This is a genomic window from Pseudomonas fluorescens, assembly GCF_001708445.1.
GTDB classification, from domain to species: Bacteria; Pseudomonadota; Gammaproteobacteria; order Pseudomonadales; family Pseudomonadaceae; genus Aquipseudomonas; species Aquipseudomonas gorinensis.
In genome coordinates this window covers 4,425,424-4,450,344 of record NZ_CP015637.1, presented here as the reverse complement: position 1 = coordinate 4,450,344, position 24,921 = coordinate 4,425,424, and the positions used below count along the sequence as shown (strand labels likewise).

Annotated in this window: 19 protein-coding genes; 2 read left to right on the top strand and 17 right to left on the bottom strand. The window is 61.0% G+C overall.

Annotated features, from left to right (window positions below):
- Positions 1-47 precede the first annotated feature (47 nt).
- The 14 genes from purF to leuC form a co-directional block, all read right to left on the bottom strand.
- On the bottom strand, positions 48-1,553 hold the full coding sequence (gene purF / locus A7317_RS19635) for an amidophosphoribosyltransferase (RefSeq protein WP_024076496.1): 1,506 nt from the start codon (positions 1,551-1,553) through the stop codon (positions 48-50).
- Positions 1,554-1,594: 41 nt separating this feature from the next.
- Positions 1,595-2,152, bottom strand: coding sequence for a CvpA family protein (locus A7317_RS19630; RefSeq protein ID WP_024076497.1), 558 nt, complete (start codon positions 2,150-2,152; stop codon positions 1,595-1,597).
- Between the two features lie 257 nt (positions 2,153-2,409).
- Positions 2,410-3,069 carry an SPOR domain-containing protein gene (locus A7317_RS19625; protein ID WP_024076498.1) on the bottom strand — a complete coding sequence of 220 codons (660 nt, stop codon included), beginning with the start codon at positions 3,067-3,069 and terminating at the stop codon, positions 2,410-2,412.
- Positions 3,053-4,360 carry a bifunctional tetrahydrofolate synthase/dihydrofolate synthase gene (folC, locus tag A7317_RS19620; protein WP_024076499.1) on the bottom strand — a complete coding sequence of 436 codons (1,308 nt, stop codon included), beginning with the start codon at positions 4,358-4,360 and terminating at the stop codon, positions 3,053-3,055. Before folC ends, A7317_RS19625 begins: the two co-directional genes overlap by 17 nt.
- Positions 4,357-5,277 (bottom strand): acetyl-CoA carboxylase, carboxyltransferase subunit beta, encoded by a 921-nt coding sequence (gene accD / locus A7317_RS19615; protein WP_024076500.1) that lies wholly within the window; start codon positions 5,275-5,277, stop codon positions 4,357-4,359. Before accD ends, folC begins: the two co-directional genes overlap by 4 nt.
- Before the next feature lie 244 nt (positions 5,278-5,521).
- Positions 5,522-6,154, bottom strand: a complete 633-nt coding sequence (locus tag A7317_RS19610) for a phosphoribosylanthranilate isomerase (protein ID WP_069076647.1) — start codon at positions 6,152-6,154, stop codon at positions 5,522-5,524.
- A 63-nt stretch (positions 6,155-6,217) separates the two neighbouring features.
- Complete coding sequence (gene truA / locus A7317_RS19605; protein WP_041160982.1) at positions 6,218-7,042, bottom strand: tRNA pseudouridine(38-40) synthase TruA; 825 nt, start codon at positions 7,040-7,042, stop codon at positions 6,218-6,220.
- Between the two features lie 141 nt (positions 7,043-7,183).
- Positions 7,184-9,763 (bottom strand): FimV/HubP family polar landmark protein, encoded by a 2,580-nt coding sequence (locus tag A7317_RS19600; protein WP_069076646.1) that lies wholly within the window; start codon positions 9,761-9,763, stop codon positions 7,184-7,186.
- 162 nt (positions 9,764-9,925) lie between these two features.
- Entirely contained in the window at positions 9,926-10,936 is a 1,011-nt protein-coding gene (locus A7317_RS19595; protein WP_024076504.1) for an aspartate-semialdehyde dehydrogenase, read from the bottom strand.
- Positions 10,937-11,185: 249 nt separating this feature from the next.
- A complete protein-coding gene (asd, locus tag A7317_RS19590) occupies positions 11,186-12,298 on the bottom strand; it encodes an aspartate-semialdehyde dehydrogenase (RefSeq protein WP_024076505.1) in 1,113 nt (370 codons plus the stop codon).
- A gap of 64 nt (positions 12,299-12,362) precedes the next feature.
- Positions 12,363-13,445, bottom strand: coding sequence for a 3-isopropylmalate dehydrogenase (leuB, locus tag A7317_RS19585; RefSeq protein ID WP_024076506.1), 1,083 nt, complete (start codon positions 13,443-13,445; stop codon positions 12,363-12,365).
- A gap of 52 nt (positions 13,446-13,497) precedes the next feature.
- Positions 13,498-14,262: a class I SAM-dependent methyltransferase gene (locus A7317_RS19580; RefSeq protein WP_069076645.1), complete on the bottom strand. Its 765-nt coding sequence runs from the start codon at positions 14,260-14,262 to the stop codon at positions 13,498-13,500.
- Between the two features lie 129 nt (positions 14,263-14,391).
- Positions 14,392-15,036 (bottom strand): 3-isopropylmalate dehydratase small subunit, encoded by a 645-nt coding sequence (gene leuD, locus A7317_RS19575; protein ID WP_024076508.1) that lies wholly within the window; start codon positions 15,034-15,036, stop codon positions 14,392-14,394.
- A 10-nt stretch (positions 15,037-15,046) separates the two neighbouring features.
- On the bottom strand, positions 15,047-16,465 hold the full coding sequence (gene leuC / locus A7317_RS19570) for a 3-isopropylmalate dehydratase large subunit (protein ID WP_024076509.1): 1,419 nt from the start codon (positions 16,463-16,465) through the stop codon (positions 15,047-15,049).
- A gap of 147 nt (positions 16,466-16,612) precedes the next feature.
- Between leuC and A7317_RS19565 the strand changes: the two genes are divergently transcribed.
- Together A7317_RS19565 and A7317_RS19560 are read left to right on the top strand one after the other, a co-directional pair.
- A complete protein-coding gene (locus A7317_RS19565; protein WP_024076510.1) occupies positions 16,613-17,503 on the top strand; it encodes a LysR family transcriptional regulator in 891 nt (296 codons plus the stop codon).
- Positions 17,504-17,569: 66 nt separating this feature from the next.
- Positions 17,570-20,848, top strand: coding sequence for an EAL domain-containing protein (locus tag A7317_RS19560; protein ID WP_069076644.1), 3,279 nt, complete (start codon positions 17,570-17,572; stop codon positions 20,846-20,848).
- Between the two features lie 3 nt (positions 20,849-20,851).
- Here the strand turns inward: A7317_RS19560 and A7317_RS19555 are convergent, their stop codons facing one another.
- The 3 genes from A7317_RS19555 to A7317_RS19545 form a co-directional block, all read right to left on the bottom strand.
- Complete coding sequence (locus A7317_RS19555) at positions 20,852-22,108, bottom strand: hypothetical protein (protein ID WP_069076643.1); 1,257 nt, start codon at positions 22,106-22,108, stop codon at positions 20,852-20,854.
- Positions 22,109-22,226: 118 nt separating this feature from the next.
- Positions 22,227-23,015 (bottom strand): hypothetical protein, encoded by a 789-nt coding sequence (locus A7317_RS30175; protein WP_227496816.1) that lies wholly within the window; start codon positions 23,013-23,015, stop codon positions 22,227-22,229.
- 241 nt (positions 23,016-23,256) lie between these two features.
- The gene (locus A7317_RS19545) at positions 23,257-24,330 is read right to left on the bottom strand and encodes a hypothetical protein (RefSeq protein WP_069076641.1); all 1,074 of its coding nucleotides are present in this window, start codon (positions 24,328-24,330) and stop codon (positions 23,257-23,259) included.
- Positions 24,331-24,921 lie beyond the last annotated feature (591 nt).

Here is a 24,921-nt window from a genome sequence, read left to right as displayed (position 1 = left end):
ATTCTTTATTTAAGATACAAAACCGGCCCCTCAGGGCCGGTGTCTACTCAGTTGTTGTACAGGTCGATGATCGCGCTGACCGCCTGGGTCTTGATCTTCGACGAGTCGTTACGCGCCTGCTCGATCTTGTTCAGATAGGCCTCGTCAACATCCCCGGTCACGTACTTGCCGTCGAACACGGCGCAGTCGAACTGGTCGATCTTGATCTTGCCACCGCCAACCGCTTCGATCAGGTCCGACAGGTCCTGGTAGATCAACCAGTCGGCGCCAATCAGGTCAGCGACGTCCTGGGTCGTACGGTTGTGGGCGATCAGTTCGTGAGCGCTCGGCATGTCGATGCCGTATACGTTCGGGTAGCGCACGGCAGGCGCTGCGGAACAGAAGTACACGTTCTTCGCACCGGCTTCACGGGCCATCTGGATGATCTGCTTGCACGTGGTACCCCGCACGATGGAGTCGTCCACCAGCATCACGTTCTTGCCGCGAAACTCCAGCTCAATGGCGTTGAGCTTCTGGCGTACCGACTTCTTGCGCGCCGCCTGGCCAGGCATGATGAAGGTGCGGCCGATGTAGCGGTTCTTGACGAAGCCTTCGCGGAACTTGACGCCCAGGTGGTTGGCCAGCTCCAGCGCGGCGGTACGACTGGTGTCCGGAATAGGGATCACCACGTCGATATCGTGCTCAGGACGCTCGCGCAGGATCTTCTCGGCCAGCTTCTCGCCCATGCGCAGGCGCGCCTTGTAGACCGAGACGCCGTCGATGATCGAATCCGGACGCGCCAGGTAGACGTGTTCGAAGATGCACGGGGTGAGTTTCGGCGCGACAGCGCACTGACGGGTATGCAGCTTGCCATCTTCGGTGATGTACACCGCTTCGCCCGGCGCCAGGTCACGGATCAGGGTGAAGCCCAGCACGTCCAGGGACACGCTTTCGGAGGCAATCATGTACTCGACGCCTTCGTCGGTGTGACGCTGGCCGAACACGATCGGGCGGATGCCATGCGGGTCGCGGAAACCCACGATGCCATAGCCGGTGACCATGGCCACCACCGCGTAACCACCGACGCAACGGTTGTGCACGTCGGTCACGGCGGCGAACACATCTTCTTCGGTCGGTTGCAGCTTGCCGCGCTGGGCCAGCTCGTGGGCGAACACGTTGAGCAGCACTTCCGAGTCGGAACTGGTGTTGACGTGGCGCAGGTCAGATTCGTAAATCTCCTTGGCCAGTTGTTCAACGTTGGTCAGGTTACCGTTGTGCGCCAGGGTGATGCCGTAAGGCGAGTTGACGTAGAACGGTTGAGCTTCGGCCGAGGTCGAGCTACCGGCAGTCGGGTAACGCACATGGCCAATGCCCATGTGCCCGACGAGGCGCTGCATGTGACGCTGATGGAACACGTCACGTACCAACCCATTGTCCTTGCGCAGGAATAACCGGCCGTCGTGGCTGGTCACAATACCGGCAGCGTCCTGGCCGCGGTGCTGGAGGACGGTTAGCGCGTCATACAGCGCCTGATTGACGTTCGACTTACCGACGATACCGACGATGCCACACATGCGACGCAACCCCTACTTAATGAATCTTGACTGAACACTGCTTACTGAGGCGTTTTGGCCGGCAAGAGGTGTTCCTTGAACGGAAGATCAGCGGGTACGCTGATTCCGCTGGCCAGCCACTGACTGCTCCACCCCAGAATGAGGTTCTTGGACCAATCTGCAACCAATAGAAATTTTGGCACGAGTACCGACTCCTGCCACCATGCATCCTGCTGTACCGGCCCCAGGCTCAACAGCCCGACCGCCACGACCACCAGCAACGCGCCACGCGCGGCGCCAAAGGCCATGCCGAGAAATCGATCGGTCCCGGAGAGGCCGGTGACACGTATCAACTCGCCAATAAGATAATTGACCATTGCCCCCACCAGCAGCGTGGCGATGAACATGATGGCGCAGCCCGCGATGACGCGAGCCGAGGGTGTCTCGATGTATCCGCTCAGGTAGACCGACAGCGAACCGCCGAACATCCAGGCGACGACTCCTGCGATGATCCAGGTCAGCAGCGACAGTGCTTCTTTGACGAAGCCGCGGCTTAGACTGATCAAAGCGGAGATGGCGACGATTGCAACAATCGCCCAATCAACCCAGGTAAATGGCACGTTTGAGCCTACGGACGGATGAGGCGGCGCATTTTAGCAGAGCTCCGGGCTATCGGTAAGCTGTGATTGCGGGTGCTTTGCAAATCAATAGTTTGTGGCGAGTTGAGCGCATTTCAAGTCCCGCACAAAAGCAAAGCGGGAGGGGGCTTGCTCCCGATGGCGGTGGGTCAGTCAGCACATCGGATACTGACCCATCGCTATCGGGAGCAAGCCCCCTCCCACATTTGACTGCATTCCAGGCTGAACGCGAGGCGAACTTAGCCGCGCTCTGGCTGGAAACGGGTGACGAAACCCTTCAGGTTCTGCTGGCGATCCAGCAAATCCCGCAGGCGGTCCGCCTCGGCGCGCTCGATCAGCGGCCCGATAAACACCCGATTCTTGCCATCGGCACTGCGGATATAGGCGTTATACCCCTGGCTACGCAGTTTTTTCTGCAAGACGTCGGCGCCGTCGCGACTGCCAAGGCTAGCGACCTGAATCGACCAACTGATCGGCAGGCCATTAGGGTCGATACGGCTCTGGCCCACATCCGGCTTGCCCGGTGCAGCCGGTTGCGTTGCGACCGGCTTGGGCGCCGCGGCTGGCGTAACAGGCTTCGCGGCGACAGCCGGAGCCGGTGTCGGTTTGACCACCGGCACACTTGGCTGCACCGGCATCGAAGGCGCTTGCTGGGCGGCCACTTCATCATCGGTCGGCACCGGCTCCTCCTCAGGCAATGCCTGCGGCTCCGGCACCACCACCGGCTCAACCTGCACCTGCGGCACGGCCGAAGCCTGGGGCGCTGCGGGCACGTCCACGACAACCTGGCGCTGTTCATCCTGGCGAGAGAAGAGCATCGGCAGGAAAATCACCGCCAATGCCACCAGCACCAAGGCTCCGACCATTCGCTGCTTGTATGCGCTATCCAGTAATGCCATGTGCAGCTTCCTCCGTGGAGCGCCGGGCCAACCACTCAAGCGCCTCGGCAACACAATAAAATGATCCGAACAACAGAATTTCATCCTCGGCCGTTGCTACCGCACACTGAGCCTCAAGGGCAGCGGTAACGCTTGCATAAGACGTCACGGACGCGCCAAGGTTCTGCAAGGCCACTACCAGTTCGGCGGCCGGACGGCTGCGCGGCGTATCCAGCGGCGCCACCGCCCATGCCTGGACACTGCCCAACAAGGGTGAAACCACGCCATCCAGGTCCTTGTCGGCCAACAAACCGAAGACTGCCAGACGACGACCCACCGGCGGCGTGCGCGACAGGCGCTGCGCCAGGTATTGGGCCGCATGCGGGTTATGACCCACGTCCAGCAGCAGGTTCAAGCGCTTGCCTGCCCAGTTGAACACCCGGCGGTCCAGGCGCCCGACCACCCGGGTCGCCAACAACGTCGCGGCAATCTGCTCGGCGTCCCATGGCAAGTCCAGCAGCAGGTAGGCTTGCAGCGCGAGCGCCGCATTTTCCATCGGCAGGTTCAGCAGCGGCAAATCATGCAGTTCGACCACTTGGCCACGCGCATCACGCCCGCGCCACTGCCAATGCTCAGCGCCAATCTCAAGATTGAATTCATGCCCGCGCAGGAAGAACGGACAATCCAGCTCGCGCACCTTGTCGAGCAAGGTATGAGGCGGATCCAGGTCGCCGCACAGCGCTGGCTTGCCCCGGCGAAAGATCCCGGCCTTTTCATAGGCCACGGACTCGCGGGTATTACCCAGGTAATCGGCATGATCGACACCGATGCTGGTGACCAGCGCCAAGTCGGCATCCACCACGTTGACCGTGTCCAGACGCCCGCCCAGCCCGACTTCCAGCACAACCACGTCCAGTTGCGCACGCTCGAACAGCCAGAACGCCGCCAGGGTGCCCATTTCGAAGTAGGTCAGGGAGATCTCGCCACGCCCTGCATCGAGGGCCGCGAAGGCTTCGCAGAGTTGCTGGTCAGTGGCTTCGACGCCATTGAGTTGCACCCGCTCGTTGTAACGCAGCAGGTGCGGGGAATTATAGACGCCCACTTTCAGCCCTTGAGCTTGCAGCAGCGCCGCGACAAAGGCACAAGTAGAGCCCTTGCCGTTGGTGCCGGTCACCGTGATCACGCGCGGTGCCGGGCGGCCCAACCCAAGGCGGGCCGCTACCTGTTGCGAGCGCTCCAGGCCCATGTCGATGGCGGACGGATGCAACTGCTCCAGGTAGGCGAGCCATTCGCCCAGGGTACGTTGGGTCATAGGTTTGCTGGCACCGGCGGCACGACCATCGGCTCAACCTTCGGAGCAACGTAGACCGGCGTCGGCAGGCCCATCATCTGCGCCAGCAGGCTACCCAGGCGTGGACGCAGCTCACCGCGCGGGATGATCAGGTCGATCGCGCCGTGCTCCAGCAAGAACTCGCTGCGCTGGAAGCCTTCGGGCAGTTTTTCGCGAACGGTCTGCTCGATCACTCGCGGCCCGGCAAAGCCGATCAGGGCTTTTGGCTCGCCAACGATCACATCCCCCAGCATCGCCAGGCTGGCGGAAACGCCGCCGTAGACCGGATCAGTCAGTACGGAGATGAACGGAATACCTTCTTCGCGCAGACGCGCCAATACCGCGGAGGTCTTGGCCATTTGCATCAAGGAGATCAACGCTTCCTGCATACGCGCACCACCGGAGGCGGCGAAGCAGATCATCGGGCAACGGTTTTCCAGGGCGTAGTTGGCGGCACGTACAAAACGCTCACCGACGATGGCACCCATGGAGCCGCCCATGAAGGAAAATTCAAACGCAGACACCACCACCGGCATGCCCAGCAGCTTGCCGCTGACGGAAATCAGCGCATCCTTCTCACCGGTCTGCTTCTGCGCAGCGGTCAAACGGTCCTTGTACTTCTTGCCGTCGCGGAACTTGAGGCGGTCAACCGGTTCAAGGTCAGCACCCAGCTCGTTACGGCCATCGGCGTCGAGGAAGATGTCGATGCGGGCGCGGGCGCCAATACGCATGTGATGGTTGCACTTAGGGCAAACGTCCAGGGTCTTTTCCAGTTCCGGGCGGTACAGCACCGCGTCGCAGGATGGGCACTTGTGCCACAGACCTTCAGGAACCGAGCTTTTTTTCACCTCGGAACGCATGATCGAAGGGATCAGTTTGTCTACTAACCAGTTGCTCATGCTTTCTTTCTCCAGTACCGGTGGCTTGAACACAGCCCCGCGTATGCCCTTGAGCTAAATTCATATGTGGCGATGACACATGCTGGACGGGGTCAGGCGTTCGACCAGCCATTTCCCGCATGCATCCTCAGCCTTCCAGACAACCGGCCAATGCACGGTCGCCACTTCATTTCCGGGCCTCCCGCAGGCGGCACCGGGCTGTTTTACACAGTGGTCACTATGGACGGCGGCAGACTGCCCGCCGTCACATCGCCTCCCTGCTGTTGCGCACGGCCTGCATGAATGCGCGAATCTTGCTGTGGTCCTTGATGCCCTTGCCCTGCTCTACGCCACCGCTGACATCCACGGCATACGGGCGAACCTGCGCGATCGCCGCCCCGACATTCGCGGAATTGAGCCCACCCGCCAGGATGATCGGCTTGCTCAGCCCCTCGGGAATCAGCGTCCAGTCGAACGCTTCGCCCGTGCCGCCAGGTACCCCCTCGACATAGGTGTCCAGCAAAATCCCGCGTGCACCAGTATAAGCAGCACAGGCACCTGCGATATCGTCACCGGCCTTGACCCGCAACGCCTTGATATATGGGCGTTGATAGCTTTCGCATTCATCAGGGGTTTCGTCGCCGTGGAACTGCAGCATGTCCAGCGGTACGGCATCCAGGGTTTCGTTGAGTTCGCAGCGGCTGGCGTTGACGAACAAGCCGACAGTGGTCACGAACGGCGGCAACGCGGCGATGATAGCCCGCGCCTGCAACACATTCACCGCCCGTGGGCTCCTGGCATAAAACACCAAGCCAATGGCATCCGCCCCCGCCTCGACGGCCGCCAGCGCGTCTTCTATGCGGGTAATCCCGCAAATCTTGCTGCGAACGGCAGACATATTGTAGAAACCTCAGGGGGAAACCGAGAAAGTCCCGGATGGTAACAAAAGCTTTTCCGGGCGTCAGCCGCCAAGTTCGCTGAAACCTGTGAGGAAGTGTGGTCCGATGAAACGCTGCGGCAGCTCGAACTCGTCGCGGTACTCCACATCCACCAGGTACAGGCCGAACGGATGGGCCGTGACGCCGCCGGTACGGCGAATGCGGCTTTCCAGCACTTCCTTGGCCCACTCAACCGGCCGCTCGCCGGTGCCGATGGTCATCAGTACGCCGGCGATATTGCGCACCATATGGTGCAGGAACGCCCCCGCGCGGATATCCAGCACAATCATCTTGCCATGGCGGGTTACCCGCAGGTGGTGGACTTCCTTGATCGGCGACTTGGCCTGGCACTGACCGGCGCGGAACGCACTGAAATCGTGGACACCGACCAAGTGCTGCGCTGCTTCGGCCATGCGCTCGGCATCCAGCGGACGGTGGTTCCAGGTAATTTCTTCGTTGAGGTGCGCCGGACGGATCTGGTCGTTGTAGATCACATAGCGATAGCGCCGGGCGATGGCCTTGAAGCGCGCATGAAAATGCGCGGGCATGACCTTGGCCCAGCTGACGCTGACATCATGGGGCAAATTGATATTGGCGCCCATGACCCACGCCTTCATCGAACGCTCAGCCTGAGTGTCGAAGTGCACCACCTGGCCACACGCGTGTACGCCCGCATCGGTGCGCCCGGCGCACATCAGCGAGACCGGTGAGTCGGCGACTTTCGACAGCGCGTTCTCCAAGGTTTCCTGCACCGTCAGCACACCCGAGGCCTGGCGCTGCCAGCCGCGGTAGCGCGAACCTTTGTATTCCACGCCCAGGGCGATCCGGTAAAAGCCTGCGGCCGCCATTTCGGCGGCCGCGTTATCTATATTTGCCAAGAACTGAGAGCCTGATGAGTTGCGCAAAGGCGGCCATTATAAATGCGGCGGCTGCATGGCGTGCGCTTTTGTTAGGGATTGACCCCTCCCACACTGGACGTGCGTCGAACTTCAGATTTTGCCGAGCATTTCCTTGGCTTCGCTGCGCTGGACATCATCGCCTTCGGTCAGCACTTCGGAGAGGATATCCCGCGCGCCATCAGCATCCCCCATGTCGATATAAGCCTGGGCCAGGTCGAGCTTGGTGGCGACCTCATTGGTCCCGGAAAGGAAATCGAACTCCGGCTCATCGTCACCCAACGCTGCATCTTCAGCCGTGAAGGAAGGCTCGATCGGCGGGTTCTCCAAGCTCTGGGACAGGCGGTCGAGCTCGGCGTTGACATCATTCAGTTCGGAAGCGAAGCCATCAGGCTTGGCCGTCGCCGGAGCCTCTGGCTCATCGGCCAGGGACAGGTCAAAGTCTTCCGGCAGATCGAAGTCGTCCAACGCGGCCGGCGTCAGTGTCGGCGGTTCGACCGCCGGCGCATCCTTCATCTGCTCCTCAAGACCGGAGAGGAAGTCATCATCAGACAGCGCAGACGGCGCATCGAGTTGCAGGTCCAGGTCAAAATCCGACAAGTCGTCCTGGCTTGCCTTGGCTTCTGTCTGCTGCTGCAGGACCGACTCGAAACTCAATTCGTCTTCCAGGTTCGCTGGCGAGGCCGCTTCCAGGTCATCCAGGCTGAGGTCGAAGTCAGTGTCGAGCGCATCGGCTTCAGCTACCGGCGCTGGCGCGGGCGTTGGCGCTGGCTTGTCTTCCAGCAGGTCCTTGACGTATTGAGCGTCCAGCGCGGCAGCGGCTACCGCAGCGCTTACACCCGCCGCCAACACGGCCATGGCCGGGAAGCGCGACTTGAGCTGCTCGACCTGGGCATGGTTTTCACCATTGGCCACCAGCTGGCGCTCCTGGGTCACGAAGCCGTCCTTGTCACTTTGCAGGCCGTAGACTTCCATCAGCTTCAAACGCAGGTCGCTGCGCTTGGGTTCATGCTTGATCGCCTGCTCCAGAACATCGGCGGCCTGATTCAGGTGGCCACGGTCGATATGGGACTGGGCCTGAGCCAAGGCATCGGACGAGTGCTCGGGTGCGACCGCGACCGCCAGCGGCGACAGCACTGACGCCACGCTCGGCACCACGACCGCAGCGGGAGCGGGAGCCGGCGCAGGAGCCGCTGCCAGCTTGACGCTCGGCGGCGTGACCTCAAGGCCTTCGAAGCTGTCCGGCGGCAGGTCTTGATCGATATTCGAGGTGAATTCCGGCTCTTCGGCCAGGGCCCGCGCCATGCGCAGGTGCTTTTCCTCTTCGCGGCGCGCGTTGCGATGGCGCGCCCACAGTAACAGGAGCAACAACACCAACAAGCCAGCGGCACCGCCGACCACCCCCAGGACTATCGGGTTGGTCAGCAGGTCGTTGAATTTGCCTTCGGCAGTGGTCGGGGCGGCATCCGCCTTGATGGGGGCGGGCGAAGGCTCGGCAGGGGCCGGAGCGGCCGGCGTTGCAGCCGGTGCTGCCGCCGCGGCGGCCGGGTCAACCGCCAACTGAGCAGGCATCGCCGCCGTCGCCGGGGCAGCCGATTTATCCGCCTGCAGCCTGGCCAATTGATCATTTTTCAGCTGGATCAGCTTTTGCAGCTTGTCCAACTGGCTCTGCAGGTCGGCAGCACGGCTTTTCAGTTCTTCGTTGTCGCGACGGGTGGTGTCCAGTTGTTCCTGGGTCATCGCCAGTTTGTCGCTCAGGGCCTGGCTATCGCCCGCCTTGCCCTTGACGCCCTTCTTCGCATCGGCCGAGACCAGGCTCAAGTTGTCCTTGGCATTGGTGCTCGACGGCGCATTGCCTGCCTGGGTGCGCCTGGTGGCATCCAGTTGCTGCTTGCCCGCGGCTTGATTGCTCGCCGTACGGCGCCCCTGGCGCCAGGCGAGGTTCTGCGCCGACACTTCGGCGATCGCCTTGGGTTGCGCGAGTGCCGTGCTTTGTACCGTGTCCGGCAGGCGCAGTACCTTGCCGGTTTTCAAGCGGTTGATATTGCCGTCGATAAAGGCGTCGGGGTTCAGTGCCTGGATGGCCAGCATCGTCTGCTGTACCGAACCGCCATTGTGGTACTTCTCGGCAATTTCCCACAGGGTGTCGTGGGAGGTAGTCGTATGCTGGGCGGGCTTGCTCACGGCGGGCGCCGTATTGGCCGGCGCACTCAGGCGCGGCGCGGGGGCTGCTGGAGCTGTAGGGGCTGCGGCGGCTGGCGCCTGCTGGTCGAACTTGGCCGGGTCGAGCAGCACGCTGTAGTCGCGCATGAGGCGACCATTGGGCCATTGCACCTGCAACAGGAAGCGCACATAGGAGTCCGGCAGCGGCTTGCTGGAGGTGACACGCACCACACTGCGGCCGTTGGGATTGATCACCGGCGTGAACGTCAGGTCGTTGAGGAATGCCTGGCGATCGACGCCGGCATCCACGAACGCCTGGGATGAAGCCAGGCTCGGCGTGATCTCGGAGGCTGTGAGGCCGCCGACATCGAGCAATTCGATTTCCACCGACAATGGCTGGTTCAACTTCGACTTGAGGGTCATCTCCCCCAGCTGCAGCGCCTGCGCCATACCGGAGGACAGCGCCGAGGCGGCCGCTATTGCTAACACCAGTTTGCGAACTTGAACCATAGCCTCATCCTTTGTTTGAACACTCCCCGGCCTGCGAGAAGGTTGGTAACCGCTGCCATAAGGCATGGCGAGCCGATAGGTCACCGACGCGCTTCTGTTCCTGCTTGGGGCCAAGCATAGCGCCTGGTTAGAATCAATCTACAAATTGCCGCCAAGTATCTTTTACACAAGGCCTTTTATCAACAACTGCGCCAGTTGCACGGCATTCAGGGCGGCGCCTTTGCGTACGTTATCTGACGTCAGCCACAAATTAAGTTCCGCCGGATCGTCCACACCGGCGCGAACCCGTCCTACATACACCACATCCTGACCCACCGCATCGCCCACGGCAGTCGGGTAATCACCCTCTTCCACCAGCTCGATGCCCGGTGCCGCTTCAAGCACACGGTTAACGGCGGCAAGATCGACCGGCGCGCCCAATTGCAAGGACACAGTCAGGCTATCGCCAAAAAACACCGGGGCTTGAACGCAAGTTGCGGAAATCTTTAGCAAAGGAGTTTCCAGCACGGCACGCAGTTCGTGTACGAGACGTTTCTCCAAGGCCGTATGACCTTGGGCGTCTGGCTTGCCGACTTGTGCCAGCAGGTTGAAGGCCATCTGCCGATCAAAGAACTGCGGCTCCAGCGGGCGCACATTCAACAGCTCGGCGGTTTGCCGGGCCAGTTCGCTGACCGCTTCACGGCCTTGGGCCGAGACCGCCAGGTTGGCGGTGACGGCGACCCGCTGGATATCCAGCAAACCGCGCAACGGCGCCAGGACGACGGCGAGGTTGGTCGCGGACGGGCTCGGGCTGCTCAGCTGGAATGGCGCTTTCAGACCCTCGAGCACGTGGGCATTGGCCTCCGGCACCACCTGGGGTGCCTGATCGGCGGGCAAGGCTCCCGACAGGTCGATCACCGAACATCCGGCCGCCGTGGCACGCGGCGCAAAGCTCAGTGTCGCCGCCGGACCGGCCGCGAAGAAGGCCAGTTGCGCCTTGCTGAAATCGAACTCATCGACTTCGCGCACGCGCACGTTCTTGCCACGAAACGGCACCGACGCACCGGCAGAATTGCTGCCCGCTAACAGATGCAGGACGCCGACCGGGAAATTCAGCTCTTCGAGAATCTGTACCAGGGTTTCGCCAACGGTGCCGGTGGCGCCGATCACGGCGATATCAAAGGTCTGGGTCATGGAGGCTGCCTCGGGCATTGCGGGGGGAGCGGCACTTTACCGGGTGCTTGGGGGGGCAGGCAATTAAGCTGGGGCTGGTGGTGGGCTGATGATGCTATCGGGGGCAAGCCCCCCTCCCACAGTGAACAGCATTTCAACGTTGGAATTCGGTCGAATGTGGGAGGGGGCTTGCCCCCGATAGCGCCCGAAAGAACAACAAAAAACCCGCGCCTGTCACCAGTCGCGGGTTTCTTGTATTGCCTCAGGCGATCAACGCTCCAGCAGGATCCGCAGCATGCGACGCAGCGGCTCGGCCGCGCCCCACAGCAGTTGGTCGCCGACGGTAAACGCGCCCAGGTACTGGGTGCCCATGTTCAACTTGCGCAGACGGCCCACCGGTACATTCAGGGTGCCGGTGACCTTGGTCGGGCTCAGCTCCTGCATGCTGATGTCGCGGTTGTTCGGCACCAGCTTGACCCAAGGGTTGTGCTGGCTGATCAGCCCTTCGATATCGGCGATCGGCACGTCTTTGTTCAGCTTGATGGTCAGCGCCTGGCTGTGGCAGCGCATGGCGCCGATGCGTACGCAGATGCCATCCACCGGGATCGGGCTCTTGAAGCGGCCGAGGATCTTGTTGGTTTCGGCCTGGGCCTTCCACTCTTCACGGCTCTGGCCGTTCGGCAGCTCTTTGTCGATCCACGGGATCAGGCTGCCAGCCAACGGCACGCCGAAGTTCTCGGTCGGGTACGCGTCGCTGCGCATGGCTTCGGCCACGCGGCGGTCGATGTCGAGGATCGCGCTGGCCGGATCGGCCAGTTGATCGGCGACCGCCGCGTGGGTCGCGCCCATCTGCTTGATCAGCTCACGCATGTTCTGCGCGCCGGCACCGGAGGCTGCCTGATACGTCATGGCGCTCATCCACTCGACCAGGCCGGCTTCGAACAAGCCGCCCAGGCCCATCAGCATCAGGCTGACAGTGCAGTTGCCACCGACGTAGTTCTTGGTACCTGCGTCCAGCTGCTGGTCGATGACCTTGCGGTTGACCGGGTCAAGGATGATCACGGCGTCGTCCTGCATGCGCAGGCTCGACGCGGCGTCGATCCAATAACCCTGCCAGCCGGCGTCGCGCAGCTTGGGGAAGACTTCGCTGGTGTAGTCGCCACCCTGGCAGGTCAGGATCACGTCGAGGGTTTTGAGCTCGTCAATGCTGTAGGCGTCCTTGAGCGGGGCAATATCCTTGCCCACGGACGGCCCTTGGCCACCCACGTTCGAGGTGGTGAAAAACACCGGCTCGATAAGATCGAAATCCTGCTCTTCCAGCATCCGCTGCATGAGCACGGAACCGACCATACCGCGCCAACCGATCAGACCTACACGTTTCATCGCAACTACACCTTGTTAAAAAGTGGGCCGCCTTGCAGCAACAACTGCAAGCGGGCCCGAGAGATTACAGATTCCGCAACGCGGCGACTACTGCGTCGCCCATTTCTTGCGTACCGACTTTGGTGCAACCCTGCGACCAGATGTCGCCCGTGCGCAGGCCTTGGTCCAGCACCAGGCTCACCGCCTTCTCGATCGCGTCCGCCGCAATGCCCTGGTTGAAGCTGTAGCGCAGCATCATCGACACCGACAAAATGGTCGCCAACGGGTTGGCGATACCCTGGCCGGCGATGTCCGGTGCCGACCCGTGGCATGGCTCGTACATGCCCTTGTTGTGGGTGTCCAGGGACGCCGACGGCAGCATGCCGATGGAACCGGTGAGCATCGAGGCCTGGTCGGACAGGATGTCGCCGAACAGGTTGTCGGTAACGATCACGTCAAACTGCTTCGGCGCGCGCACCAGTTGCATGGCGGCGTTGTCGACGTACATGTGGCTCAGTTCAACGTCCGGGTAGTCCTTGGCCACTTCTTCAACGATTTCGCGCCACAGTTGGCTGGACGCCAGGACGTTGGCCTTGTCCACCGAGCAAATTTTCTTGCCGCGCACACGGGCCATGTCGAAACCGACACGGGCGATACGGCGGATTTCACTCTCGCTGTACGGCAGGGTGTCGTAGGCCTGACGCTCACCATTTTCCAACTCACGCACGCCACGTGGCGAGCCGAAGTAGATACCGCCGGTCAGCTCACGCACGATCAGGATATCCAGGCCCGCCACCACTTCCGGCTTGAGGCTGGAAGCGTCGGCCAGTTGCGGGTAGAGAATCGCCGGGCGCAGGTTGCCGAACAGGCCCAGTTGCGCACGGATCTTCAGCAGGCCGCGCTCAGGGCGGATATCACGCTCGATCTTGTCCCATTTCGGGCCACCCACGGCGCCGAGCAGCACAGCGTCGGCCGCACGGGCGCGGTCCAGGGTTTCATCGGCCAGAGGCACGCCGTGCTTGTCGATGGCCGCGCCGCCGATCACGTCGTGGCTCAATTCGAAGCCCAGGCTGTACTTGGTGTTGGCCAGTTCCAGGACCTTGACCGCTTCGGCCATGATTTCCGGGCCAATACCGTCGCCAGGGAGAATCAGAATCTGCTTGCTCATGCGTTCCTCATTTCATCAAGCGACCCGCCCGTGGGCAGGTCGGGAAAAATAATCAGCGTTCGGCCCAGACCACCAGTACGTCGGTGCTGAAGGTGCCGTCGGCCTGAATTTCGTAGTAATCGCGCACTTCCTGGCCCATTGCCTGCTGCAGTTGCAGGATCGCAGCACGCAAGGCCGGTGGCGTGCGCATGCGCTCGACCCATGAGCTGTATTCCAGGCGCAGGCGCTGGCGACTGCTGTTGCGCACATGCAAGCCGGCTTCGCTGAGCTGGCGCATCCACTCGGCGGCGGAATAATCGCGCACGTGGCTGGTATCGCGCAGCACTTCGACGGTTTGCAGGTAAGTGTCCAACAGCGGGCTGCCCGGTGACAAGACGTCGACAAACGCCGCCACGCCGCCCGGTTTGAGCACCCGGCGGACTTCGCGCAGGGCCAGGCCGAGGTCACTCCAATGGTGCGCCGAATAGCGGCTGAACACGAAGTCGAATTCGCCATCGGCAAACGGCAGGCGCTCGACAGCGCCGTGCACGGTGCTGATGTTGCCCAGGCCGCGATCCTTGGCAGCGGCTGCCACCACGTCGAGCATCTGCTGGGACAGGTCGTAGGCCACCACTTCCTTGACCAGCTGGGCCACATGGAAACTCACGTGACCGGCACCGCAACCCAGGTCCAGCAGTCGCGCAGCGCCCTGCCCGGCCAGTTCGGCCTGGAGCAACGCGAATTCGGTGCCTTGGGCGTGCACGGCACTGCTCAGGTAGGCAGAGGCTTGTTCGCCGAATTGTTTTTGCACGACTTGGGTGTGGGCGGTGTTGGTCATGGTGGCATCCTTCAAGGGTTGTGTTGCTAGTACCGGCCCTATCGGGGGCAAGCCCCCTCCCACAGGGGAACGCATTCCAAATGTGGGAGAGGGCTTGCCCCCGATGAGGCCGGTCCTGCCTACATCAATTCAGGCGTCACGAAACAACCATGGCTGGCTCGCCCGGTGCTTGGCTTCAAACGCCGCAATCGCATCGCCGTCCTGCAAGGTCAGGCCGATATCGTCCAGGCCGTTGAGCAGGCAGTGCTTGCGGAACGCATCGACTTCAAAGTGATACACCTTGCCGTCCGGGCGGGTCACGGTTTGCGCGGCCAGGTCAATGGTCAACTGATAACCCACATCGGCTTCCACCGCTTTGAACAGCTCATCCACTTCCGCATCGCTCAAGATGATCGGCAACAGGCCGTTCTTGAAGCTGTTGTTGAAGAAGATGTCGGCATAGCTCGGCGCGATGATGCTGCGAAAGCCATATTCTTCCAGGGCCCACGGCGCGTGCTCACGGCTGGAGCCGCAGCCGAAGTTCTCGCGGGCCAGCAGCACGCTGGCGCCCTGGTAGCGCTCGGCGTTGAGCACGAAGTCCTTGTTCAACGGGCGCTTGGAGTTGTCCTGGTAGGCGTAGCCCACGTCCAGGTAGCGCCACTCGTCGAACAGGTTAGGGCCGAAACCGGTGCGCTTGATCGACTTCAAGAACTGCTTGGGGATGATCTGGTCGGTGTCCACGTTGGCACGGTCCAACGGCGCGACAAGGCCTGTGTGTTGGGTAAAAGCTCTCATCGGGTATTCCTCAGATCAATTCGCGAACGTCGATGAAACGACCGTTGACGGCAGCCGCGGCGGCCATGGCCGGGCTGACCAGGTGGGTACGACCACCGGCGCCCTGGCGCCCTTCAAAGTTACGGTTGGAGGTGGACGCGCAATGCTCGCCGGACTCCAGGCGGTCCGGGTTCATCGCCAGGCACATCGAGCAGCCCGGCTCACGCCATTCAAAACCGGCGTCGAGGAAGATCTTGTCCAAGCCTTCCGCTTCGGCTTGCGCCTTGACCAGGCCCGACCCCGGCACCACGATGGCTTGCTTGATGGTCGAGGCGACTTTACGGCCCTTGGCGATCACCGCCGCAGCGCGCAGGTCTTCGATCCGCGAGTTGGTGCAGGAGCCGATAAACACGCGATCCAACTGGATGTCGGTGATCGCCTGGTTGGCTTTCAAGCCCATGTACTTCAATGCACGCTCGATGGAGCCACGCTTGACCAGGTCGGCTTCCTGCGCCGGGTCCGGCACGTTCTGGTCGACGGCCAGGACCATTTCCGGCGAGGTGCCCCAGCTGACTTGCGGCTTGATCTGGGCAGCGTCCAACTCGACCACGGTGTCGAACACCGCATCGGCATCGGAGACCAGGTCTTTCCAGGCTTCGACAGCCGCGTCCCAATCAGCGCCTTTCGGGGCGAATGGACGACCTTTGACGTATTCGATGGTTTTTTCGTCCGCCGCCACCATCCCCACACGGGCACCGGCTTCGATGGACATATTGCAGATGGTCATGCGGCCTTCGATGGACAGGTCGCGAATGGCGCTGCCGGCGAACTCGATGGCATGGCCGTTACCGCCGGCGGTGCCGATCTTGCCGATCACCGCGAGCACGATGTCCTTGGCGGTGACGCCGAACGGCAACTTGCCTTCGACCTTCACCAACATGTTCTTCATTTTTTTGGCGACCAGGCACTGGGTGGCGAACACATGTTCCACCTCGGAGGTGCCGATGCCATGGGCCAAGGCGCCGAACGCACCGTGGGTCGAGGTGTGGGAGTCGCCGCAGACCACGGTCATGCCCGGCAAGGTGGCGCCCTGCTCCGGGCCAATCACGTGAACGATCCCTTGACGCACGTCATTCATCTTGAATTCGGTGATGCCATATTCGTCGCAGTAATCGTCGAGGGTCTGTACCTGCAAACGCGACACCGTGTCGACAATGGCGTCGATCCCGCCCTTGCGTTCCGGGGTGGTCGGCACGTTGTGGTCCGGGGTGGCGATGATGGAGTCGACGCGCCAGGGCTTGCGCCCGGCCAGCCGCAGGCCTTCGAACGCTTGGGGCGAGGTCACTTCATGGATGATGTGACGGTCGATATAGATCAGCGACGAGCCATCGTCGCGCCGTTTCACTTCATGGGAATCCCAAAGCTTGTCGTAAAGCGTTTTGCCGGCCATCAGTCGGTCCTCATCAGCGGTATTTCTATGCCCCGGGTCTTGAGACATTCAATAACCCTTTGGCTTGTGAGGCTGATGGTATGGCGCTACATTAAATAACTCAAATTCATATTTTTTATGCTTTGGATTACCAACTGGAATACAACAATGGACCTGGCCAACCTCAATGCCTTTATTGCCATCGCCGAGACCGGCAGCTTCTCCGGCGCTGGTGAACGCCTGCACCTGACCCAACCGGCCATCAGCAAGCGCATCGCCGGCCTGGAACAGCAATTGAAGGTGCGTTTATTCGATCGCCTGGGCCGTGAAGTCGGCCTGACCGAGGCCGGCCGCGCCCTGCTGCCGCGCGCTTATCAGATTCTCAACGTGCTGGACGACACCCGCCGCGCCCTCACCAACCTCACCGGCGAAGTCAGCGGGCGCCTCACCTTGGCCACCAGCCACCATATCGGCCTGCACCGCCTGCCGCCGGTATTGCGCACGTTCACCCGCACGTACCCGAACGTGGCACTGGACATCCAGTTTCTCGATTCGGAGGTCGCTTACGATGAAATTCTGCACGGTCGCGCCGAAGTGGCGGTGATCACCCTGGCGCCCGCCCCCCACAACCTGGTGCGCGCCACTCCTGTGTGGGACGACCCGCTGGATTTCGTGGTGGCACCGGAGCACAGCCTGATCAGCAACGGCCCGGTCAACCTGGCCGATATCGCCGGGCACCCGGCGGTCTTTCCCGGCGGCAATACCTTTACCCATCATATTGTCAGCCGTTTGTTCGAGGCCCAGGGCCTGACGCCAAACATCGCCATGAGCACTAACTACCTGGAAACCATCAAGATGATGGTTTCCATTGGCCTGGCCTGGAGCGTGCTGCCGCGTACAATGCTCGATGACCAGGTGGCAAGTATCGCTTTGCCGGGCATACAACTCAGTCGCCAGCTAGGCTATATCGTGCACACTGAAAGGACGCTGTCGAACGCTGCGCGGGCGTTCATGAGCCTGCTGGATGCACAAGTCGATCTGCCAGGAGCATCGGCATGACACTGTGCGGCCTCAAGGCCTGACTAAACCCGCGCTGTTTGCCCATCGAGCCAAGGCCCTTTGATAATGCGCAACCCCATCGATTCCGTGCCACCCCTCCCCCGCATCTACGCCCTTGACCCTCAAGAAGCGGAACGAAGCTGGGACAGCGCTCCGCAGTTGCTGGCAGCTCTGAACGCCGCACGGCTGGGAGCGTGGTGCTGGGAAATCGAAACCGGCCGGATCAGTTGGTCCCGAGGCACCCAGGCGCTGTTTGGCTTCGACCCCCACCAGCCGCTGCCCAGGGACGTGGATTACCTTGACCTGCTGGCACCGCAGGATCGCGCCCGGGTCGTTCGGGCCTTCCACGCGGTGCTGGCCGGCGAGCCGTTCGAACAGGCCATGCACCACCACATCCAATGGCCGGATGGCAGCCACCACTGGCTGGAGATCAACGGCAGCCTGGCACCGGACAAGGCCGGCCGGCGCCGCATGATCGGGGTGATCCGCGAGACCACCCGCCAACGCGAACGGGAACACGCCCTCAGCCACTCCGAAAAACGCTTCGCGACGCTGTTTCACCTGTGCCCGAACATGGTCCTGCTGACCCGCCAGTCGGATGGCCTGATCAGCGAGGCCAACCAGTATTTCCAGATGCTGTTCGGCTGGCCATTGGCCGAAGCGATAGGCCGCACCACCCTGGAACTGGGCCTGTGGCGCCATCCCGAGCAACGCGCGCAACTGGTCAAGGCGACCCAGCGCAAAGGTGAACCCATCACCATGGAAGTACAGTTCTGCGCCAGCAGTGGACAGATCCACGATGGCACCCTCAGCGCGCAAAAGGTCGAGCTGGAGGGCGAGGCCTATTTGCTCAGCACCTTCCTCGACACCACCGAACGCAAAAACGCCGAGCAGGCCCTCAAGGACAGCCAGGAACGCCTCGACCTGGCGCTGGACTCGGCCCAGTTGGGCACCTGGGATTGGCATATCCCCAGCGGCATGCTCTACGGCTCAGCCCGTGCCGCCCAGCTGCATGGCCTGCCGGCCGAGCCCTTCCATGAATCCTTCGAGGCATTTTTCGAGGGCATGCCCAAGGAAGAGCGCGAGAACATGCGCAACGCCTACCGCACCCTGCGCGAAGGCCCGGCCGGCAATTATCAACTGACTTACCGCGTGCAACTGGAAGACGGCAGCTCACGCTACCTGGAAAGCCGCGCACGCCTGTACCGCGACGAAAAAGGCGCTCCGCTGCGCATGGCCGGCACCCTGCTGGATATCACCGACCAGGTCGAGCGCGAACAACGGCTGACCGCCTCCGAAGAAAAATTCGCCAGCCTGTTCCAGGCCAGCCCCGACCCGATTTGCGTCACGTGCCTGGAAAGTGGCGCGTTTATCGAAATCAACCCGGCCTTCACCCAGACCTTTGGCTTCACGGCCGCCGAGGTGATCGACAAGAGCGCCGAACAAATCGGCCTGTGGGATGAGTCGAGCAAGCGCCTGCAACGAATCGAACAAGTCATACGCGATCAGGCGCTGAACAATGTCGCCATCGTGGTGCACCACAAGGACGGCCAAAGCCTGACGTGCGTGATTTCCAGCCGACTGATCAAGGTCGGCGACCAGCCGTGCATCGTCACGACGCTGCGGGACATCACCCAGCAGCAACGCTCGGAAGCCGCGCTGAAGGCCAGCGAAGAAAAATTCGCCAAGGCATTCCACTCCAGCCCCGACGCGATTTCCATCACCGAGCGCGACACCGGCCGCTATGTGGAAGTCAACGATGGCTTCTGCCGCCTGACCGGTTTTCGCGCCGAAGAAGCCATCGGCCTGACGCTCTACCAGATCGGCATCTGGGCCGATGAAAAACAACGCGCCGCGCTGCTGGCCGAATTGCAGCTCAAGGGCCGCATCCATCACCTGGAAATGCTCTGGCACAACAAGCGCGGCGAGGTATTGGCGGTGGAAGTGTCGGTCGAACCGATCACCCTCAATGAAACCCCGTGCCTGCTGCTGACCGCTCGGGACGTGAGCCTGCTGAAAAATGCGCAGGCTCAGATTCGCCACCTGGCCTATCACGACCCGCTGACCAACCTGCCCAACCGCGCCTTGCTGATGGACCGGCTGAGCCAACAGATTGCCTTGCTCAAGCGCCATAATTTGCGCGGCGCCCTGCTGTTTCTCGATCTCGATCACTTCAAGCACATCAACGACTCCCTCGGCCATCCGGTGGGCGACACCGTGTTGAAAATCGTCACTGCCCGCCTGGAAGCCAGCGTGCGCATGGAAGACACCGTGGCGCGCCTGGGAGGCGATGAATTCGTGGTGCTGCTCAGCGGCCTGGACGGCACCCGCACGGCAGTCAGCGCCCAGGTACAGGAACTGGCCGATACCCTGCGCGAACTGCTCTCGGAACCGATGTTCCTCGACGGCCATCGGCTGCAAGTCACGCCAAGCATTGGCGTAGCGCTGATTCCCGACCATGGCTCGACCCCGGCGGACCTGCTCAAGCGTGCCGACATCGCCCTGTATCGCGCCAAGGATTCCGGGCGCAACACCACGCAGATGTTCCACAACAGCATGCAGAAGACCGCCAGCGAGCGGCTGCGCATGGAAACCGACCTGCGCCTGGCCCTGTCACGCGGCGAATTCAGCGTGCATTACCAGCCCCAGGTGGATGCGCGCGGCAACAAGATTGTCGGTGCCGAGGCCCTGGTGCGCTGGCAGCATCCGCAGCTGGGCGCACAGTCGCCATCGGAATTTATCAAGGTCCTGGAAGACAGTGGCCTGATCCTCGAAGTGGGCACCTGGATCCTCGATGAAGCCTGCGCCGCGTTTCAGCAACTGATTACCGAAGGTCTGGTAGACCCGCTGAACTTCAGCCTGTGCGTGAACATCAGCCCCCGGCAGTTTCGCCAGGCCGATTTTGTCGAACGGGTGGAGCACAGCCTCAAGCAACATCAACTGCCCCACAGCCTGCTGAAACTGGAAATCACCGAAGGCATCGTGATCCAGAACCTGGAAGACACCGTGGCCAAGATGCGCCGCCTGAAAAAACTCGGCGTCAGCTTTGCCATGGACGATTTCGGCACCGGCTATTCCTCCCTGACCTACCTCAAGCGCCTGCCGGTGGATGCGCTGAAGATCGATCAGTCCTTTGTCCGCGATGCCACCCACGACCCCAACGACGCGGAAATCATCCGTGCCATCGTGGCCATGGCCCGCAGCCTGAACCTGGAAGTCATCGCCGAAGGGGTGGAGACCGCGGAGCAACTGGCGTTCCTGCAAAAGCTGGGGTGCCATTTGTTCCAAGGGTATTTGCACAGCCGGCCATTGCCGATCGAAGCGTTCAGACGGTTGCTGGAATAGCCCTCACGCCAGCTTCAAGGCCCGCAACCCGGTATTCATCCATCGCGATGACGCCAGGCGGTGTTTTTGCCCATAGTAGTCAACCGCACCGTTGACCACCGCGACCGAATGGAAACGGTCCGCCAGGGTACCGATCGCACCGTTCGCCAGCTCCTCAACAGTACTTTCGCGCATATAGCCAAACAGCCCGAGACGCCGCAGCGCCTCCCCTGGTGTTTCCCCGTCGTTGAGGGTTTCCAAAGCCACCGCATAACCCTGCCCGGCGCGCGAATCGTTATTCTCCAATTGCGCGCGCTTGGCGCTGACGGCGTACAAAAAGTTCGCATAGCTCAGCAATTGCGGGTGGGCGCCACGAAAGTTCGAGGCTTGTGTCGCCTGGCTGACTTCATCATGGCTCAATTGCAGCCTGAAGGAATCCCGCATGGTCACGTCAAAGCCATCCGGGGTGAGGTGAATGTGCTTATAGATACCCTGGGAGTCCTGCCCGAAGCGCATCAGGGCCGCCTTGATCGCTGAAACGGTGACGCAATTACCTTCCGCACCTTGATAGAACCCCTCCCAGATTTGCCCAGGCGACGGGTTTTCGCCCTCATGGGACACCGCCTGGGCATCGCTGCGCAGCGGTTTCCTATCGTCAAACAATACATACCCGTAGTCCTGATGCCTGCCCCCCTCTTTGACTAACACGGCACCAAAGTCATGCGTCTGCATGACGCCCACCGCCCCGTTGAGCTTCATGTCGTTCGACGAGACAAACTGCGAAAGGCCGTACACCCCCATGCCCTGCAAACACCGCTTGAGCGTCTCGCCCTCGACGGTCGTTGACAAGGCCGCGCCAAACGTCGAGTAGCCTTGGGTCATCTGCTTGCGTTTCACAAAGGCGGCGAACACAAAGTTGGCATCCCTGACCGCACCGTCGTCCTCACCGGCAAAGCGTGAGGCCTGCGCCGCCTGTTCCATTTCCTGGCGCGAAAGACGAACCTTGAATTCATCCTTCATCGTGACTTCATAGCCATCACCTGAACGCTTGACCTCGTTGAACATCCCGGCAGGATGTTGTCCGAAGGTCATCATCATCAACTTGATGACCGCCGCATGGCTGCTGCAATCAAAATGCTCACCGAACCGACGTTGCGTCGCGTTAAATGCCCGGGCGATGTCGGCGGGCTTTTCCCCTGCATGCTTCGAAGAAGATTCCGACAAGCCCTGGCCTTGCACACCCATCGGGGTCACCGGACGAGCCAATACCGAGATATTCATCCACTGGATTCCTGATGTTTATCTAAACCGCAGAACGCGCAGCCAGGACGCACGCACACCACCCCAGCGTTGATCGAGTACGCCCCAGAGGGCTGCTGCGTTCTTCCATTCACGTCAGTCACATAAGCGCTACAGCATCACCGTGGGTTGGCGCCCAGCCCGGGCTGCCCCATAACTCCTCCCGCCCATTGATGACCGCCACCGAATGCCCGGTTCGATTGCACATCCCCAGTTGGCCGCGAGCGAGTTCACTGACGTGGACGCGCTTCATGTGTTTCCTTAATCCCAGTCGCAAAAACCCCTCCCCAGGCCCGGTCTCATCCTCGCCATCATTCAAACTGCGGATCGCAGCCTGATAACTGCGGCCCGCCGTGCGATCGTTGTTTTCCATCTGTGCCCGCTTGGCACTGACGGCGAAGAGAAACTGCGCATCCTGAAGCATGCCTCTGTCGGTACCGGCAAACTTCGCGCCCCGCGCACCTTCAATCAATTCACGATCACTCAGGGTAAGCCGGAAGTCATCACGCATGACCACGTGATAACCATCGCCCGTTTTTTGCACCTCTTTGAAAATATCCGTGGGGCTTTGGCCGAATCGATACATCGCCGCCTTGATGGCCGATACCGTCACACAGTTGCCGTCGGGCCCCTGGCGAAATCCGCTCCAGATATTGTCCGGCTTGGCGCCGTTTCGCTTATTCGAAAGGCCTGGGATATACACCGCTGGCGCCGGCCGTGGCGCCACAGGTTCTGGTACCACTCGCGGTGCCACCTCGGGGCGCGGAGGCGGTATATCGGGGACTGTTTTGTCTTTTCTATCCGATAGCAGGTTAATCAGTTGAGTAAAAAATGAGGAAAACAGCGCCACCATAGTCTGGATAGCGTCTGAATTATCACCCACTCCCATCGTACTTCCCTGCGCAGTGGGCGCGAAACGAACACCCTGCCCGGCACTAGTGGATGGCGGGGTTGAGTCATTACTGACACTCAGAGAATCCGTAGGCAGTACCTGGCGCATATCCCCGACACGCGCAATATTATTAATTGAACAACACGACATGCAGCCCTCCACGAGCAGGTACTTCGCTAAACGGTTAAGTTCAGGAAGTACGCGCTCTATTCAAAGTATCGAGATCAAGTAAGTCAGGTCAGGACATGAACTTCGGACGCGGCGCGAACCGCCAACTCCTTGGGTCGAATCGATTATCCGTAGGGGCTGGGCTGGTTAAGTCCGGGGTAACAGGAGGTGCCGGCTGTGGCGTGACCTCAGGCGTCGGCGTTACGTTGGGTTTTACATCCGACTGGACTTCAGGCTTCGGGCTGGGTGTTGTGTCGGGGTTCATGTTCAGCTTGACCTCAGACCGTGGGCTTGGCGTTACGCCTGGCTTGACCTCGGGCTTGGGGCGGGGCGTTACCCAGGGTTTCACATTCAGCTCGACCTCAGGCCGTGGGCTTGGCGTTACGCCTGGCTTGACCTCGGGCTTGGGGCGGGGCGTTACCCAGGGTTTCACATTCAGCTCGACCTCAGGCCGTGGGCTTGGCGTTACGCCTGGCTTGACCTCGGGCTTGGGGCGGGGCGTTACCCAGGGTTTCACATTCAGCCTGGGCTCCACGACGGGCTTGGGCACGTCCGGCAGCACCCGCGGCTTCAACCCGCCGTCCGGTAACGACTGCGTATCCGGGCAATGGCAATGGCCGACGTTCACGTTCACATGCACATTGGCCTTGGCATCGTTGTTCACGCTGATGTGGGGAGGTAAAACCAGTTCCTCATGCGGCTCGTGCTCGTGCTCGTCAGGCCGCACCCATGCCGGATCAACGTACCGAGGCTCCATCGGCAGCTTCACGCCTGGCAAGTCGCGCTGCTGTGGTTTCAACGGCAGGTTGCCCTTGTCAGGGGTCACAGGCAGCTGGCGCGCGTCCGGCTTAACGCCCGGCAATTGCCCCGACTGGGGCAGTACATCAGCGGCTATGTTTCTTCCGGAAAGCACCTCGCGCATGGCCCTGAAGACCATATCAAACATGTCAAACAACTTGGTGAGTGCACCGCCATTGACTATCACGTTATTGGGCGCAACTTGGAAACAGTCACTGCGAACCGGCGCCCGAGTATCTGCCTTGGCAGGCAGCGCACTTTTATTGACATCGGCTGAAGCTGGGCTACGGTCATAGACCGACTTATCAACATTGACAAAGGGGGAGTTATTGATCGATAGCGACATTAGCAAGTTCCTTATTCAGCGCGGCCTGACGTACGTTAATTGGCCAGGGAAGCGATAGTCTGTAGGGGCTGCGAACAACGGCGTTGCTTCACAGTCATTACATTCGTGGAACATCACGCCATCGAGTTCCTGAAATCGCGCTTCATATAAGGAAACCAAACTGAATCTTCAGACTTTTCCCCATGACTTCCAGAGGAATGCCGCGTATCAAACGGGCCCGACATGCCCTTACAGGACACACACGCTAATAAACCGCGCAACACGTCAATCACCGACATAATTCCAGAGACCACAACACCGTCTATTGTGTTATTCCGCGTCCACGGGAATAACATCAAGCAACCCAATCATTCATTCACATTAAAAAAATGAAAAACACAAAAAACCTTACATGCCATTTTATTTTGAATCTGGAATACCGTGCACTTTACTCAATGTTACCGCCTAATATTGAAACACCCTCTCCCTCACCCAAATACCCCACTACCGCTGGGGGTACCGAGTGAATCCCTACCGCCCACAAACACAAAATGCCCCGTACTTTTCGGTACGGAGCATTTACGTTGAAATACAATAAACGCTGACGCGTGG